14 protein-coding genes are annotated in these 13,947 nt (G+C 61.7%); 11 read left to right on the top strand and 3 right to left on the bottom strand.

The window, feature by feature from the left end; genetic code table 11:
• Nucleotides 1-85: 85 nt before the first annotated feature.
• From V3W39_RS14240 to V3W39_RS14220, 5 genes are all read left to right on the top strand, one after another.
• On the top strand, nucleotides 86-2,233 hold the full coding sequence (locus V3W39_RS14240) for a TonB-dependent receptor family protein (RefSeq protein WP_330212821.1): 2,148 nt from the start codon (nucleotides 86-88) through the stop codon (nucleotides 2,231-2,233).
• 415 nt (nucleotides 2,234-2,648) lie between these two features.
• Complete coding sequence (locus V3W39_RS14235; RefSeq protein ID WP_330212820.1) at nucleotides 2,649-3,494, top strand: DNA/RNA non-specific endonuclease; 846 nt, start codon at nucleotides 2,649-2,651, stop codon at nucleotides 3,492-3,494.
• A 234-nt stretch (nucleotides 3,495-3,728) separates the two neighbouring features.
• Nucleotides 3,729-4,274, top strand: a complete 546-nt coding sequence (locus tag V3W39_RS14230) for a sigma-70 family RNA polymerase sigma factor (protein ID WP_177042616.1) — start codon at nucleotides 3,729-3,731, stop codon at nucleotides 4,272-4,274.
• Nucleotides 4,271-5,215: a FecR family protein gene (locus tag V3W39_RS14225; protein WP_330212819.1), complete on the top strand. Its 945-nt coding sequence runs from the start codon at nucleotides 4,271-4,273 to the stop codon at nucleotides 5,213-5,215. The genes V3W39_RS14230 and V3W39_RS14225 overlap by 4 nt, the downstream gene beginning before the upstream one ends.
• An 88-nt stretch (nucleotides 5,216-5,303) precedes the next feature.
• On the top strand, nucleotides 5,304-7,793 hold the full coding sequence (locus V3W39_RS14220) for a TonB-dependent siderophore receptor (RefSeq protein WP_177076817.1): 2,490 nt from the start codon (nucleotides 5,304-5,306) through the stop codon (nucleotides 7,791-7,793).
• 69 nt (nucleotides 7,794-7,862) lie between these two features.
• Here V3W39_RS14220 and pdxR read toward each other — a convergent pair whose 3' ends face one another.
• Entirely contained in the window at nucleotides 7,863-9,275 is a 1,413-nt protein-coding gene (gene pdxR / locus V3W39_RS14215) for a MocR-like pyridoxine biosynthesis transcription factor PdxR (RefSeq protein WP_330212818.1), read from the bottom strand.
• Nucleotides 9,276-9,292: 17 nt separating this feature from the next.
• The gene (locus tag V3W39_RS14210) at nucleotides 9,293-9,895 is read right to left on the bottom strand and encodes an FMN-dependent NADH-azoreductase (protein WP_177042612.1); all 603 of its coding nucleotides are present in this window, start codon (nucleotides 9,893-9,895) and stop codon (nucleotides 9,293-9,295) included.
• 195 nt (nucleotides 9,896-10,090) lie between these two features.
• On the opposite strand from V3W39_RS14210, the gene V3W39_RS14205 reads away from it, so the two are divergent.
• From V3W39_RS14205 to V3W39_RS14195, 3 genes are all read left to right on the top strand, one after another.
• Entirely contained in the window at nucleotides 10,091-10,537 is a 447-nt protein-coding gene (locus V3W39_RS14205; RefSeq protein WP_330212817.1) for a carboxymuconolactone decarboxylase family protein, read from the top strand.
• 71 nt (nucleotides 10,538-10,608) lie between these two features.
• Complete coding sequence (locus tag V3W39_RS14200; protein WP_177042610.1) at nucleotides 10,609-10,929, top strand: DMT family transporter; 321 nt, start codon at nucleotides 10,609-10,611, stop codon at nucleotides 10,927-10,929.
• Between the two features lie 83 nt (nucleotides 10,930-11,012).
• The gene (locus V3W39_RS14195) at nucleotides 11,013-11,342 is read left to right on the top strand and encodes a hypothetical protein (protein WP_177042609.1); all 330 of its coding nucleotides are present in this window, start codon (nucleotides 11,013-11,015) and stop codon (nucleotides 11,340-11,342) included.
• A gap of 3 nt (nucleotides 11,343-11,345) precedes the next feature.
• On the opposite strand, the gene V3W39_RS14190 is transcribed toward V3W39_RS14195, so the two are convergent.
• On the bottom strand, nucleotides 11,346-11,561 hold the full coding sequence (locus tag V3W39_RS14190) for a DUF4262 domain-containing protein (protein ID WP_256348316.1): 216 nt from the start codon (nucleotides 11,559-11,561) through the stop codon (nucleotides 11,346-11,348).
• Here V3W39_RS14190 and V3W39_RS14185 point away from each other — a divergent pair.
• The 3 genes from V3W39_RS14185 to V3W39_RS14175 all read left to right on the top strand — a co-directional run bounded on the left by V3W39_RS14185 (nucleotide 11,560) and on the right by V3W39_RS14175 (nucleotide 13,566).
• Entirely contained in the window at nucleotides 11,560-12,255 is a 696-nt protein-coding gene (locus tag V3W39_RS14185; protein ID WP_177042608.1) for a fumarylacetoacetate hydrolase family protein, read from the top strand. The genes V3W39_RS14190 and V3W39_RS14185 overlap by 2 nt on opposite strands.
• Nucleotides 12,256-12,290: 35 nt before the next feature.
• Nucleotides 12,291-13,190: a helix-turn-helix transcriptional regulator gene (locus V3W39_RS14180; RefSeq protein WP_177042607.1), complete on the top strand. Its 900-nt coding sequence runs from the start codon at nucleotides 12,291-12,293 to the stop codon at nucleotides 13,188-13,190.
• Nucleotides 13,191-13,305: 115 nt separating this feature from the next.
• Nucleotides 13,306-13,566 carry a hypothetical protein gene (locus tag V3W39_RS14175; RefSeq protein WP_177112981.1) on the top strand — a complete coding sequence of 87 codons (261 nt, stop codon included), beginning with the start codon at nucleotides 13,306-13,308 and terminating at the stop codon, nucleotides 13,564-13,566.
• Nucleotides 13,567-13,947 lie beyond the last annotated feature (381 nt).

The raw sequence follows: 13,947 nt of genomic DNA, 5'->3' as shown, positions 1-13,947 counted from the left end.
ACCCGCCGGGCTTCACAGGCTTCCCACCACAGACCTTGTGCCGGACCGAGCCCGTCGCAAAAACGAATTCCAAGGATTTACCCCCATGCCCCCCGCGTTTCCGTTCCCCGCCCGAAAAGCCTGGCCCTTGCTGGGCTTTGGCGCCGCCCTGAGCTTCAGCCCCGTGACCCAGGCCGACGACACGCTGCAACTGGCCCCCGTTGAAGTCAGCGGCACCGAGGTCAGCGCCGACGAACTGGCCCAGGCCGAGCTCAAGAGCGTGCCCGGCGCCACCAATTACATCGACATGGGCAGCGTCGATCAGGGCCGGGTAAGCACCAACGAAGACGTGTTCAAGTACCAGGCCGGCGTATACGCCAAGGCGGCGAACAACGAAGGGGTGAAGCTTTCCATTCGTGGCTCGGGCATCAACCGCGGCCCGGGCGCTCACGCCTCCGGCCTGTACGAGACCTTCGACGGCCTGCCGCTGACCGGCCCCGGCGGCACGCCCTACGAACTCAAGGACCCGTTGTGGCTCAGCCGGGTGGAAGTGCTGCGCGGCGCCAACGGTTTTGACCGGGGCGCACTGGCCCTGGGCGGGGCGGTCAACTACGTCACCCACACCGGCTACGACGCTCCCAAATTGCAGGTGCGTTACGAGGCCGGCAGCCATGGCTACGCCCAGCGGGAGATCAGCTCGGGGCAAGTGCTGGGGGATGCCGACTACTACATCAGCCTCACCGACTCGCACTATGATGGCTTCGAGAACCACAGCGCCGGCAGCGGCAAAGGCATGGCGGCCAACTTCGGCTATCGCTTCAACCCTGACCTGGAAACCCGCTTCTACTTTCGCTACCGAGAAACCGACAACGACTCCCCCGGCAAGCTGACCCGCGACCAGATCAGCCACGACCCGCGCGCCGCTGCCGCGCTCAACCTGACGCGGGACTCGAAACGTACGCAACCGGGCTCGACCTGGATCGCCAACAAGTCCACCTTGCACCTGGACGATAACGCCCGGGTCGAGGTCGGGCTGGCGTATCACGACTACCCGATGGACCTGCGCGAAGGCACCAACCGCCTCAAGGTCGCGTACACCGACGTCAGCGGCACCGTGAATTACATCCGCCAGGACACGTTGTTCGGGCGCGACAGCAAGACCACCCTCGGTTTGCGCACCACCCAGGCGATGCCTAACAACGGTGGCTCGGAATTCGTGCGGATCCCCACCGGCAATACGGCGGGCTACGCGCCCGGCACTAAGACCCGCGACTATAGCTACCTGGGTTCCGACACCGTGCTGCATATCGGCAATGACCTGGAGCTGGTGCCGGACCTTTGGCTGACCACCGGGCTGGCGGCGATCTACACCCGCCGCGAAACCGAAGTCAGCTACCCAGAAACCCACACACCCGTCAGCCAGCACGATTGGGATTACGCGCCACGGGTCGGCCTGCGCTATGACTTCAGCCCGCAATTGCAGGTGTACGGCAACCTGAGTCGCTCGGTTGAGCCGCCTCATGCATGGTCGATGATCTGGGGCTCCAACAAGTATTTCCCGGCAAACAGTGGCCCGGCGAGCGGGTTACAGCGTGAAGGCGTAAAACTGAAAAACCAGACCGCCACCACCTTGGAAGTCGGTGGCCGCGGTGAAGAGTGGTTCGGCCAGTGGGACCTGGCGCTGTACCGTTCCGAGGTGCGCCACGAATTGCTCAGCGTCGAAACCCAGGCCGCGACGTCCACCACGTCCGCAGTCATCGCCGAATCCAACGCCAGCCCCACCGTGCACCAAGGCCTGGAACTGAGCCTGATCAGCCCGCTGTGGGACGGCGGCCGCACCGGCCAGCTTGCCTTGCGCCAGGCCTATACCTACAGCGACTTCCACTACCGCAACGACGACCGCTTCGGCGACAACACCTTGCCCGGCGTCCCCAAGCACTACTACCAGGCGCAACTGCGCTACAGCCACCCGAGTGGTTTCTACACCAGCCTCAATGGCGAGCATTCATCGCGGGTGGCGGTGGACTATGCCAATTCCTACTACGCGGCGGCCTACACGCTGCTCGGTGCGACGCTTGGGTATGACGCGCCGAAGCACGACTGGCAAGCCTGGGTCGACCTGCGCAACCTGACCAATCGGCGTTACGCGAATACGGTCACGCCGGGTTATGACGACAAGGGGATGGATGTGGCGCGGTCTACGCCGGGGGATGGCATGGGCGTGTACACCGGGGTTTCCTGGAGCTGGCGCTAGTAAGCCGGGCGAAGGTCAAATGTAGGAGCTGGCTTGCCTGCGATAGCATCACCTCGGTGTTACTGAAACACCGAGTCGCCTGCATCGCGGGCAAGCCCGGCTCCCACATTGGATCGGGTTTTACGGCCTGATTTTTTTGCTTTTAGCGCTGTTTTTTTTGTAACAATTGCGTGTATAAGATAAAGCCTGCTCAACTGAAAGATCATTGTTCATGAGCAGTTAGTTGCTGGCGCCATCGGCGCGGGTAGTTAAGCGGGTACGCACATGGAATGTCGCCGTACGCGCAAGCACAGTTATCCAGTCATCGACTTTATAGGCTGTCCTTTTATTCAGGGTGGCTTACGTAATGTTGGGATCAATTGCGCCCGTTTTATCAACTTAAACTTAATTAATCTGTTGTAGATGGAGTATTACCATGCAAAGGAAAGCACTGTTCAAATACGTCGCGTTGTTGTGGGTGCCGCTGATGGCGGGCTGTATCAGCACCCAGCCTTCACAGGTGCCGGAGCGCGCCATCCAGGTACCGCTGGAGCAGGCCACCACGGTCGATAACTGCTCCGAGGGTTGCCCTTCCGGCGGTGGGCCGCTGACGTTGAATCGCCTGGCCTACACCCTCAATAACAACGCCTCGACCAAGTTTGCCAACTGGGTGGCCTACCGGATTACCAAGTCCACACCGGCCAGCGGGCGCCCGCGCAATTGGCAGACCGACCCCGACATCCCGGCGGGCGAAACCCTTGACCCGGTTGACTATAACGGTGCCAACGTGGCGCTGAAGGTCGACCGCGGGCACCAGGCGAACCTCGCGTCGATGGCCGGCGTGGCCGATTGGCAGGCCCTCAATTACCTGTCCAATATCACCCCGCAAAAGTCCGATCTGAACCAGGGGCCGTGGGTACACCTGGAGGATCAGGAGCGCAAACTGAGCGAGGACGCGACGGTGGATGAGGTGTATGTGATGACCGGCCCGCTGTATGAGAAATTCATCGGTACTTTGCCGGGCACGAATAAGGTCCACACGATCCCCAGCGGTTACTGGAAGATTGTTTCCGTGGGCAAGTCGCCGCAAGACGGACTTTACGCTTCCTTCATCATGAATCAGGAAGCACCCAAAGGCGCCAACTTCTGTGATTACCGCGCAACGGTGGAACAGATTGAACAACGTTCCGGGCTGACATTCTGGAGTGAGTTGCCGCAAGCCGTGCAAGTGGCACTTAAGTCAAAGCAAGGGCAATTGCCGCAGAGGATTGGTTGCAAGTAATCACCTTGCTGTAGAAGTTGGTCGTTAATTATCCTCTTCATTAAGTTGGCAGGCGCGGGAGTGCCTGTTGACTCATGGTTGTTTTAACTAAGTGAATAATATTAAAGAGCGTACCGCGTATCTCTCGCTCGGCTGACCGCACATCACTCATGATGGCCTGGACTTGCTCCTCCCTCGTTTTACTGTCATCGTTCGCGCAATTGGTAATCTTTCTTGTTTGAGAAATTTTTGCGCATGCATGACTTTCCTGTCGCTGAAGGTGATATAGCCCGTCGCCAGCAGACCATCACCGCCCTCTACAGCGACCATCATTCCTGGTTGCACGGTTGGCTGCGCAAGAAACTCGGCTGTTCGCAACATGCCGCCGACCTGGCTCACGACGCGTTTATCCGCATCCTGTTGCTGGCCGAACCTCATACCATCAAGGAGCCCCGGGCGTTTCTGGCGACGACGGCGGGGCGCCTGATGATTGATGGCGCACGTCGGCGGCGGATCGAGAAAGCCTACATGGAAGCCCTGGCGATTCAGAGCGAAGACGCCGGCATGCCTGACCCTGCGGCAATTCATGTGGCCCTCCAGGCCCTGGAACGGATTGCCGAGATGCTCACCGGCTTGCCCGCCAAGGCTCGCGAAGCCTTCCTGCTCAGCCGCCTCGACGGGCTGACCTACAGCGAAATCGCCGATCAACTGCAGGTGTCATCCAGCACGGTGAAGAACTACATTTCCAGCGCGTTGGTGCATTGCTACCACACCCTGCACGGGGCGGACCCGCTGTCGTGAGTTCCGAGCAGATCATCAGTGAAGCGGCCCGCTGGCTGACGTTGTTGCACGATGACGCCGTGACCGAGGCCGACCGCGCCGCCTTCGAGCATTGGCGCCAGGCCGACCCACGGAATGCCGTCGCCATTGAGCGCATGCGCAGCCTGTGGGGCAGCCTCGACGCATTGCCCGCCGCCCCGGCACGCATTGCCCTGAACCGCGCGTTTGCCCCGCAAAAACCACGGTTTGCTGCCCGAGGCACCCAGGCCCTCGCGTTACTGGGTGTGTTGCTGTGCGGCTGGGCAGGCTTTGAGCGGATGCCGGTGTGGATGGCCGACCAGCGCACCAGCATCGGTGAACGCCGTCAGGTGGCACTGACGGACGGCAGCCAGGTACAGCTCAACAGCAACTCGGCGCTGGACGTGAAGTTCGACGGCCACCAACGGGTGATCGAATTGTTGCAGGGCGAGATGTGGGTCGAGGTGGCCAAGGACGCGCAACGGCCGTTCGTGGTGCACACCGACCAGGGCACGGCCACGGCGTTGGGCACGCGGTTCCTGGTGCGCAAGGCCGAGGATGGCTCCACCGTGGTCAGCGTGATCGAGTCCACCGTGGCCGTCAAAGGCAGCCGCGCAGGCGAGGTGAAAGTGCCGGCAGGGCAGAAGTCGACGCTCCGTGACGGACAGGCCGGCGAGCCGCAAGCCATCGGCAATGCCGACCCGGATGCCTGGACCCGCGGCCTGCTCAAGGTCGACGACCAACCCCTGAGTGACGTCCTGCAAACCCTCGCCGGTTACCGCCACGGCCTGGTGCGCTTCGACCCGCAGGCACTGAAAGGGATGCGCGTGTCGGGGGTGTTCAAGCTCGATGACACCGGCGCGGCACTGGCGTCACTGGCGGATAACCTGCCGATCAGGGTGGAGTACTTCACGGATTTGGTGGTGGTGATCAAGCCGCTGTAAAAAACCTGAATAAAAACTGCTCTCATTCATACCCGATTTTCCGACATGGCCGTCATGACTAATAGAACCCCATTTTCCAGGACTTCTCATGTCGCGCCTTGCTCGTCCCTTACAGCCACTGGCCCTTTCAGTGGCGATGGCTTTTGCCGCCGTACCCCTGCTGACCATTCAAGCGTCCTTTGCTGCTGAAAGCGCCGCGTTCGCCATTCCCGCCGGCGACCTGAGCCAGGCCCTCAACAGCCTCGCCGAACAGGCGGGCCTGGTATTGGCGTTTGATTCGAGCCTGACGCGCGGCAAGCGCAGCAACGGCCTGAACGGGCAGTACAGCACCGACGCCGCACTGGCCCAACTGTTGGCCGGCAGCGGCCTGCAAGCCCTGAAGATCGCCGATGACCGCTACCGCCTCGAAGCCATCCCGCCCAGCGATGGCGCCATGGAATTGCAGGCCACCACCATCAGCGGCGCGTACCAGGCGCAAAGCCCCACCGGCCCGGTGTCCGGCTACGTGGCCACCCGCAGCCTGTCGGGGACCAAGACCGACACTGCGCTGATCGAAACCCCGCAGTCGATCTCCGTGGTCACCAAAGACCAGATGCGCGCGCAGAACGCCGAGAGCCTCAACCAGATCCTGCGCTACAGCGCCGCTGTGATCCCGGAAACCCGTGGCTCCACCGCCTCGCGCCTCGACCAGTTGACCATCCGTGGCTTCGCCCCGGCCACCTACCTCGACGGCCTGCGCATGCCCTCAAGCCGGGATGCGTTGCCGCAGAAAGACGCCTTCGACCTGGAGCGCGTCGAAGTACTGCGCGGGCCGGCGTCGGTGCTGTACGGGCAGGGCACGCCCAGTGGTGTGATCAACATGGTCAGCAAGCGCCCGCTGGACACGCCGTTCCATGAAGTCGGCGTCGAGTACGGCACCTTCAACAAGAAACGCACCACCTTTGACTTGAGCGGCCCGCTGGACGATCAAGGCGTATATTCCTACCGCGTCGCCGGCCTGTTCGACGATGCCGACGGGCAGATCGACCACACCGAAACCCGTCGCCAGTCCCTGTCCACCGCCTTCACCTGGCGCCCGGACGACAACACGTCGCTGACCTTGCTCGGGCATTTCCAGAAGGACCCCAAGGGGGCGTCCTACGGTTCGATGCCGGCCTGGGGCTCGGTATTGCACAGTCCGACCGGGCGCAAGATCGACGTGGATTTCTATGACGGCGAGAAAAGCTTCGAGAAGAGTGACCGCGAGTATTACTCCATCGGCTACGCCTTCGAGCACCACTTCAACGATGTCTGGACCGTGCGCCAGAACGCCCGCTACCTGCGCAGCGAAGGGCAATACCGCAGTCTCTACAGCAATTACCTGGAGAGCGATTACCGCACCATCCGGCGCTCTACCATTGCCAGTGACGTGAACATCGACGCCTACGCCCTCGACAACCAGTTGCAGGCCAGATTCGACACCGGCCCGCTGCAGCACACCGTGCTGATGGGCGCCGATTACCAGAACACCAGCACCGACACCAAGTCGGGCAGCGGCGTGTACACCGCCGGCCCTACGCTGGATATTTTCGACCCGGTTTATGGCGCCGCAGTGCCGGTGCCGGCCTACACCAGCGACGCTACTTCCCGCAGCGAGCAAACCGGCGTGTACCTGCAGGAACAGATGAAGTGGGACAAATGGGTGTTGTTGATGGGCGGGCGCTATGACTGGGCCACCACCGACAACAGCACCCTGGCCATGACTACCCAGAAGAAGACCAAGTCTTCCCAGGACAGCAAAGCCTTTACCGGCCGCCTGGGCCTGGTCTACCTGTTCGATAACGGCTTGGCGCCTTACGTCAGCTATTCGGAATCCTTCCAGCCGCAATCCGGCACGGGCTACGGCGGTTCGACGTTCCAGCCCACCGAAGGCAAACAGACGGAAATCGGCATCAAGTACCAGCCGCCGGGCAGCAACAGCTTTATCACCGCGGCCATCTTCGACCTGCGCCAGACCAATGTGCCGACGCTGGACCCGGACGCTTCCCACCTGTGCAACGGCTCGCGCTGCCAGATCCAGGACGGCGAAGTGCAGTCCCGTGGCTTCGAACTGGAAGGCAAGGCCAGCCTGAACGACAACCTGGACATCACCGCAGCCTACGCCTACCTGGATAACCGCATCAGCAAGTCCAACAACACCGTGCGTTATGCGCCCATCAGCGACATCGGCGTGGGCCCGGCGATCGCGGCCGAAGGCACCACCACCTACGCCGTACCGCGCCATACCGCCTCGGCCTGGGCGGACTACACCCTGCACGACGGCACGCTGAAAGGCTTCGGCGTGGGGGCCGGTGCGCGTTATGTCGGCTCATCGTGGGGCGATACCGCCAACACCCTGAAAGTGCCGGGCTACACCTTGTTTGATGCGGCGGTGCACTACGACATTCCGCACATCAATCGCCAGGGTGACAACCTGCGCCTTGCGGTGAACGCCACCAACCTTGCGAATAAAGAGTATGTCGCGTCCTGCTATTCCTACTCGTGGTGCTGGTATGGCTCACAGCGCACCGTGCAGGCGAGTGCCACGTATCAGTGGTAAATAAAAAAGGCCTTGGCGAAAGGATTCGGGAGCAGCAGCGCCAAGGCCAAAAACCAGAGCGTTCGCCGATCAGGCCATAAGCGTATCCAGGATGCGTTTTCCCAGGGCTTCGGCGACCGCCTCGGATTCGATATTGGCAAAGCCCAGCAACAGCCCGGGGCCGGTCTGGCCTTGAATATTCCAGTCGCTCAAGGCCTCTGCATAAATGCCCGCCTGCGCCAGGCGCTCCACGCACACGCGGTCTGACTGTTGCGCGTTCAGGCGCAGGATCAAATGCATCCCGCCCGGTTGGGCATCGATCGAAATCTGCTCGCCCAGGGCCTTGCGCAGCCCCCTGGCCGTGGCCTCCCGACGCTCACCGTAGAGTTTGCGCATACGCTGGATATGCCGCGCAAAATGCCCTTCGGCCATGAACGTCGCGACGATCGCCTGGGTCAGTTCCGGGCAACCGCCGAGGAAGGTCTGGCTGACGTGTTCGAAGCGTTCCACCTGCGCGTCGGGCACCACCAGATAGGCGAGGCGGATCCCCGGAAACAGCACCTTGCTGAACGTCCCGGCGTAGAGCACCCGGCCGTCGCGGTCCAGGCTCTTGAGGGCCGGCAGCGGGCGGCTCACGTAGCGGTATTCGCCATCGTAGTCGTCTTCGATGATCCACGCCTGCTGGCGGCTGGCCCAATCCAGCAGTTCCAGGCGCCGGGGCAAGGACAGCGAGACACACAGCGGGCTTTGATGGGCCGGCGTGACCACCACCGCGCGGGCGCTTTTGCCCTGTTGCACGGCCTGGGATACCTGCATGCCGTCCTGGTCCACCGGCACCGGTATAGCCTTGATATTCAGGTAATCCAGCAATGGCCGGGTGAACAGGTAGCCTGGGTCTTCCACCAGCACTCGGTCGCCCGGTTCCAGCAGTGCGTGGGCGATCAGGCCGAGCGTATTGCGATAGCCCGAGGTGACGAAGACTTGCGCAGGTGAGCAGTGGATGCCCCGCGCCATCTGCAAGTAGCTGGCAATCGCCGTGCGCAGGGAGTTCAGGCCGTAGACGCACGGGTTGGCCATGTCTGCGACCTGGGTGGCACGCACGCAACGGGCGGCGATTTTCGACCAGATCTTGCGCGGGAACGCATCCAGTGCCGGCAGGCCCATTTGAAACGGTAGCACGGCGGCTTTTTGCCTCACGGCATTGTGGTCGCTGATGGCGGTGGGGCGCTCCGGCAGGCTGGCCTTGATCCCTTCAGCCACCACGGTGCCGGCCTGGCCACGGGCCTGGATATAGCCTTCGGCTGCCAGCAGCGAATACGCGGTGTCGATGGTGCCCCGGGCCAGCCCCAGTTCCTTGGCCAGGGCCCGGGCCGCGGGTATGCGTTCGCCCGGCTTGAGCAGCCCGTCGGCAATTGCGCTGCGGAACCGCCAGTACAGTTGCCGATAAATCGGCTCCGAAGCGCCAGCGTCCAGCGGTGAAAGGGCTTTGATCGAGGTGCTCATCCGGTGGTGGGTCCTGTTCAGGTGGCGAAGTAGTCGTGCAGCGCCTGGTCGGTCTGGAGGCGGGTCTGGGCCAGGCTTTCCGGGCGTGAAGCGGTGCCTTCGACGGTGAAGAAGGTCACGTCATGCAGGCCGATCATGCCCAGGATGGTTTTCAGGTATGGCGTCAGGAAATCCGGCTGGTGCGCACGCTCCCCGGAAAATCGCCCGCCCGAGGCCACGGCCACGAACACTGGCCGGTCCTGCAACAAGCCGATCTTGCCCTGGGCCGAGATATCGAAGGTGCGGCGCACCCGCGCAATATGATCGAGCCACAGCTTGAGGGCCGCAGGCACCGAATAGTTATGCATGGGGGTGGCGATCACCACGATATCCGCCAGTTCCACTTCCCGGACCAGGCGTTCGGACTGGGCCATCGAACCCTCTTGCGAGACGTCCACCAGCGACTGCTGGGACGTTGCGTAAGGCTCGTCCACCGGCGCCAGGGCATTTCCAGCGATCAGGCGCTGCACCACCTCGGCGGCCGGGTGCCGCTGGCGCAGGCATTCGATGATCTTGTGGGAGAGCGCGTTGCTTTCCGACGCTTGCCCGCGAGGGCTGGCGCTGACATGGAGGATATTCATGGTGCGGTGCTTCCTGAATGGATGGCCTTCAGTCTACGAACCCCATGACCCAGGCCAAAGAGCCAAGAATCAAGATTCAGAGTAGGCCATGGCGGCGCATTCATGGCCTATTGTTCAAGCCAGTTCATGGATCTTTTGGGGTAGGCCATGGCGCCGCAAGATGGCGGCTTCATCCAACTGCTACAGGATTTCACCATGACAACACGTCTCGACTACTCCAAGGCTTCCCCTGAAGGTTACAAAGCGTTCGGCGGGGTTTACGTCTACCTGCAGAACAGTGGCCTGTCCAAGGAGCTGATCGACCTGGTCTACCTGCGGGTTTCCCAGGTCAACGGCTGCGCCTTTTGCATCGACATGCACTCGCGGGACCTGCTCAAGCAAGGCCTGGCCGTGGACAAGCTGGTGCTGGTGCCGGTCTGGCATGACGCTGGCACGGTCTTCACCCAGCGTGAGCGCGTGGCGCTGGCGTTTGCGCAAGCCGTTACCGCCAGTGATGTTTCGGACGCTGACTACGCGGCGGCTGCCGCCGAGTTCAGCGACAAGGAACTGGCCGACCTCACCTACGGCATTGCACTGATGAACGCCTTCAACCGCCTGGGCATCACCTTCCGCACCACGCCGGCGGCAGCCGCCAAGGCTTAAGCCGCTTCGTTGTGGCGAGGCGGCCGGGCCCCTCGCCACATCCCCCACTGTATTTCCTGAGGGCTCACCCCATGGCATGGCTACTTCTCGGCTTGGCCGGCATCCTTGAAATCGCCTTCGCGTTCGCGATGAAGGCCTCGGATGGCTTCACCCGATTCACCCCCGGATTGCTCACCGTGGTGACCGGTGTTTCCAGCGTGATCCTGCTTTCGATGGCGCTGCGCACGCTGCCGGTGGGCAGCGCCTACGCGGTCTGGACCGGAATCGGCGCGGCCGGCACGGCGATCCTGGGCATGGCGTTGCTGGGGGATTCCACCGCGCCGTTGCGGGTGTTGTGCATTGTGCTGATCCTGGCAGGTGTGATCGGTCTCAAACTGGTGTCGGTAAATTAACCGAGAAGGCAATTTGCTGGCCCCTTTGTAACAAAATCCTCGCCAAAATCACTTTTATTTTCAGGTGGTTAGGCGGGATGCAAATGCGCAATGTTGGAATCATGCTGATCGCCTGTTCCCTGGCGGGTGGGGCGGTTTCGGTTCAGGCACGGGAGCTGCGGGACAACGACCGGTATATGTGCAGCTGGGGGGCGGGCACGGCGGCCCGGGCGCAGGAGTTGAAGCTGTCGGGCGTCTCGCTGTATGCCGCGCGCCAGAAACTGAAGACCTACCAATTCAAGAAACCCTGGATGCACATGATGGCCATGGGCATCACCGAACAGACCTACGACAGCCGTTCGCGGGTCAAGCCCGAGGTGATTCGCCAGAGTTTTTACCAGGACTGTTTGCGCTACAAGCTGGCGCGTAAATAACCCCTATTTATCCAGCAGTAACTGGAACCTGGAGTACGACTGATCGTAGGCGGGCTCCCATGGAAAGTGCCCTTGTTTGTCCGGCCAGACCATTTGCAGCGCGGGGAAGTCGGCCTTGATCGATGCACCGCCCAGTACAAAATCTGCGTAAGCCTGTCCAACTTCGCCCTGGAGCCAGTGCGCATACTGGCCCCAGGTAACCGAAGAGGCACATGCCATGACCCGCTACGTCATCACCCCGAACGAAATCCCGTCCCTAGCCATCCAGGGCGACGACGCTCGCTTCCCCCTGCGCCGGGTGTTCTGCGTCGGGCGCAACTACAGCGAGCACGCCCGCGAAATGGGCCACGACCCGGACCGCGAGCCGCCGTTCTTCTTCATGAAACCGGCCGATGCCGTGGTGCCTGCCGAAGGCGTGATCGCTTATCCGCCGCTGACCGCCGACCTGCACCATGAAGTCGAGTTGGTGGTAGCCATCGGCAAGGGCGGGGTGGACATCGCCCCGGAAGACGCCTTCGCGCATATCTGGGGTTACGGCCTGGGCATCGATCTGACCCGCCGCGACCTCCAGGCCCTGGCGAAAAAGGCTTCTCGTCCGTGGGAATGGGCCAAGGCTTTCGATGAGTCGGCACCCTGCACCGCGTTGCGGCCGGTGAGTGCCGTCGGCCATCCGGGCAGCGGGCGTATCTGGCTCAAGGTCAATGGCGAGCAGCGCCAAGTGGGCGATCTGGCGGACCAGATCTGGTCGGTCAGCGAGGTCATCAGCCATGCGTCCAGATCCGTGGCGCTGAAGGCCGGCGACCTGATCTTCACCGGCACCCCGGCGGGCGTCGGCGCCTTGCAACCGGGCGATGTGGTGACCGCCGGAATCGACGGCCTGGCGGAGCTGAGCTTCACCCTCGGCCAGGGTTGACGCTACAGTGGTGCCAGGCCCTTCGAGAAATACGTATGCCCGGCACCCGCATCACCACCTACGGCATGGAACAGCGCAGCGACCGCTCCGACTTCTACATCCGCGACAAGCGGGGCAGGGCGGCGCTGACCAGTCCCCATCGCCACGAATACTTCCAGATCCAGATCAACCTGGGCGGCGACACCGTGCAGCACATCGGCGGTGCGGTGCGCCCGTTCCCGAAGAAGGCCCTGGCCTTTATCCTGCCCCATCGCCTGCACGTGATTCCCCATCCCGAAGACGGCGACTTCATGCTGATCAATTTCAGCCAGGGGTTTTTCCTGCCGCAACTGACCTGCGACCCGCTGGACCTGGAAGACATACCCATTGGCCAGGCGCCGGAACTGTCGCCGTTCCGCTTCCAGGAACAACTGGACTTCATCCTTGAGGACGCGGCATTCGAGGAAGTCAAAACCTGGCTGGAACACATGCGCACCCTGGACGCCCACCGCAGCTTCGGCGCCCGGGAGCGGCTCAAGGGTTACCTGTTCCAGTTGATCGGGCTGGTGTGCCAGCAGTATGCCGAGCCGCTCCAGGCCTTTGCCGCCAACAACGCCACCCGCCGTGGCCGCAAGGATGCGCTGGCGCGGGTCCAGGGCTACATCCGTGAGCATCTGCACGAGCCGTCGCTGAACCTGACCGATGCCGCGGCGGCGGCCTTCCTGTCGCCCAACTACCTGACCCACCTGCTGCGCAAGGAAACCGGCAAGCCTTTCTCCCAACTGGTGCTCGACCGGCGCATGCAGCTGGCGCGCACGCTGCTGCTCAACAGCCCGCAGATGATCGGTGCGATTGCGCACCGTTGCGGGTTTACCGACGAGGCCTATTTTTCCCGGTGTTTTCGCAAGGCCCACGGGCTGGCGCCGGGGCAGTTCAGGCGGCGTGAGCAGGACTGACGGTGTTTTACAAATCCAACACAACCCATGTGTTTCAATTTACATACAATTGAGCGTCTCGGTGAGAAGCTTGGCGATGATGTTCGCTATCAGAAACACAAGGTGCAATGAGTGTATGAGTGAGCTGGAACCCCCTCCATCCAACGCCTTCCGCTATTTTGTTGTCGGGGTTCTGTGTGTGGCGGTGATGCTGGGGGCCTATTTCGTGCGGCTCAATGCCCAGGTGGACCGGCAGCGGGAAGAAGCAGCGGAGCGCCTGGCGTTATGTCGCCAGGCAGCCAGCGTTTCGCGTACCACGCCTCAGGACGAATTGGTGCTGGTGGATCCGTGCAAACATTTGACTGAGCATTACTTGAAGAAGCCCACGCACTTTTAATCAATACCCTTATTTTTATCGCGGAATTAAACAGCGCAAGTTTGTTTAACTTAGGGTTTGTTGCACCAAAAAGTGGCGCTTTGAATAATCGGATCCATTAAAAAAGTGTGGTTATTGAAGGGCTTAGGCGCGGCTTGATCCGACGAAAGGCTTAAAAATATCTTGTTACAGATTGCTCCGGTCGGTATTATTGCCGGGCGTTCACCTCCCACGGTTTATGCATTTTTAAATCCCAAGTTTCCATCAGCTACTTGGGATTTTTTTTGCCTGGAATTTGGTGTTTTCGACAGCGATTCCCTTGCACGTCCTGTCGCTTCCACTGAGCATTCTCACTGCTGCCAGGTTGGTTTTCCGTCGTCCTGGTATATCCCACCCTACGCT

Source organism: Pseudomonas sp. Z18(2022), assembly GCF_036346535.1.
GTDB lineage: Bacteria > Pseudomonadota > Gammaproteobacteria > Pseudomonadales > Pseudomonadaceae > Aquipseudomonas > Aquipseudomonas yamanorum_A.
Note: the sequence above shows the minus strand (reverse complement) of the source record. Positions and strands in the feature narration are given on the sequence as shown.

Excerpts from the sequence above, each read along its gene's own strand:
- V3W39_RS14240 (WP_330212821.1), top strand. The coding sequence starts at position 86 with ATGCCCCCCGCGTTTCCGTTCCCCGCCCGAAAAGCCTGGCCCTTGCTG.
- V3W39_RS14235 (WP_330212820.1), top strand. The coding sequence starts at position 2,649 with ATGCAAAGGAAAGCACTGTTCAAATACGTCGCGTTGTTGTGGGTGCCG.
- V3W39_RS14230 (WP_177042616.1), top strand. The coding sequence starts at position 3,729 with ATGCATGACTTTCCTGTCGCTGAAGGTGATATAGCCCGTCGCCAGCAG.
- V3W39_RS14220 (WP_177076817.1), top strand. The coding sequence starts at position 5,304 with ATGTCGCGCCTTGCTCGTCCCTTACAGCCACTGGCCCTTTCAGTGGCG.
- pdxR (WP_330212818.1), bottom strand. The coding sequence starts at position 9,275 with ATGAGCACCTCGATCAAAGCCCTTTCACCGCTGGACGCTGGCGCTTCG.
- V3W39_RS14210 (WP_177042612.1), bottom strand. The coding sequence starts at position 9,895 with ATGAATATCCTCCATGTCAGCGCCAGCCCTCGCGGGCAAGCGTCGGAA.
- V3W39_RS14205 (WP_330212817.1), top strand. The coding sequence starts at position 10,091 with ATGACAACACGTCTCGACTACTCCAAGGCTTCCCCTGAAGGTTACAAA.
- V3W39_RS14200 (WP_177042610.1), top strand. The coding sequence starts at position 10,609 with ATGGCATGGCTACTTCTCGGCTTGGCCGGCATCCTTGAAATCGCCTTC.
- V3W39_RS14195 (WP_177042609.1), top strand. The coding sequence starts at position 11,013 with ATGCGCAATGTTGGAATCATGCTGATCGCCTGTTCCCTGGCGGGTGGG.
- V3W39_RS14185 (WP_177042608.1), top strand. The coding sequence starts at position 11,560 with ATGACCCGCTACGTCATCACCCCGAACGAAATCCCGTCCCTAGCCATC.
- V3W39_RS14190 (WP_256348316.1), bottom strand. The coding sequence starts at position 11,561 with ATGGCATGTGCCTCTTCGGTTACCTGGGGCCAGTATGCGCACTGGCTC.
- V3W39_RS14180 (WP_177042607.1), top strand. The coding sequence starts at position 12,291 with ATGCCCGGCACCCGCATCACCACCTACGGCATGGAACAGCGCAGCGAC.
- V3W39_RS14175 (WP_177112981.1), top strand. The coding sequence starts at position 13,306 with ATGAGTGAGCTGGAACCCCCTCCATCCAACGCCTTCCGCTATTTTGTT.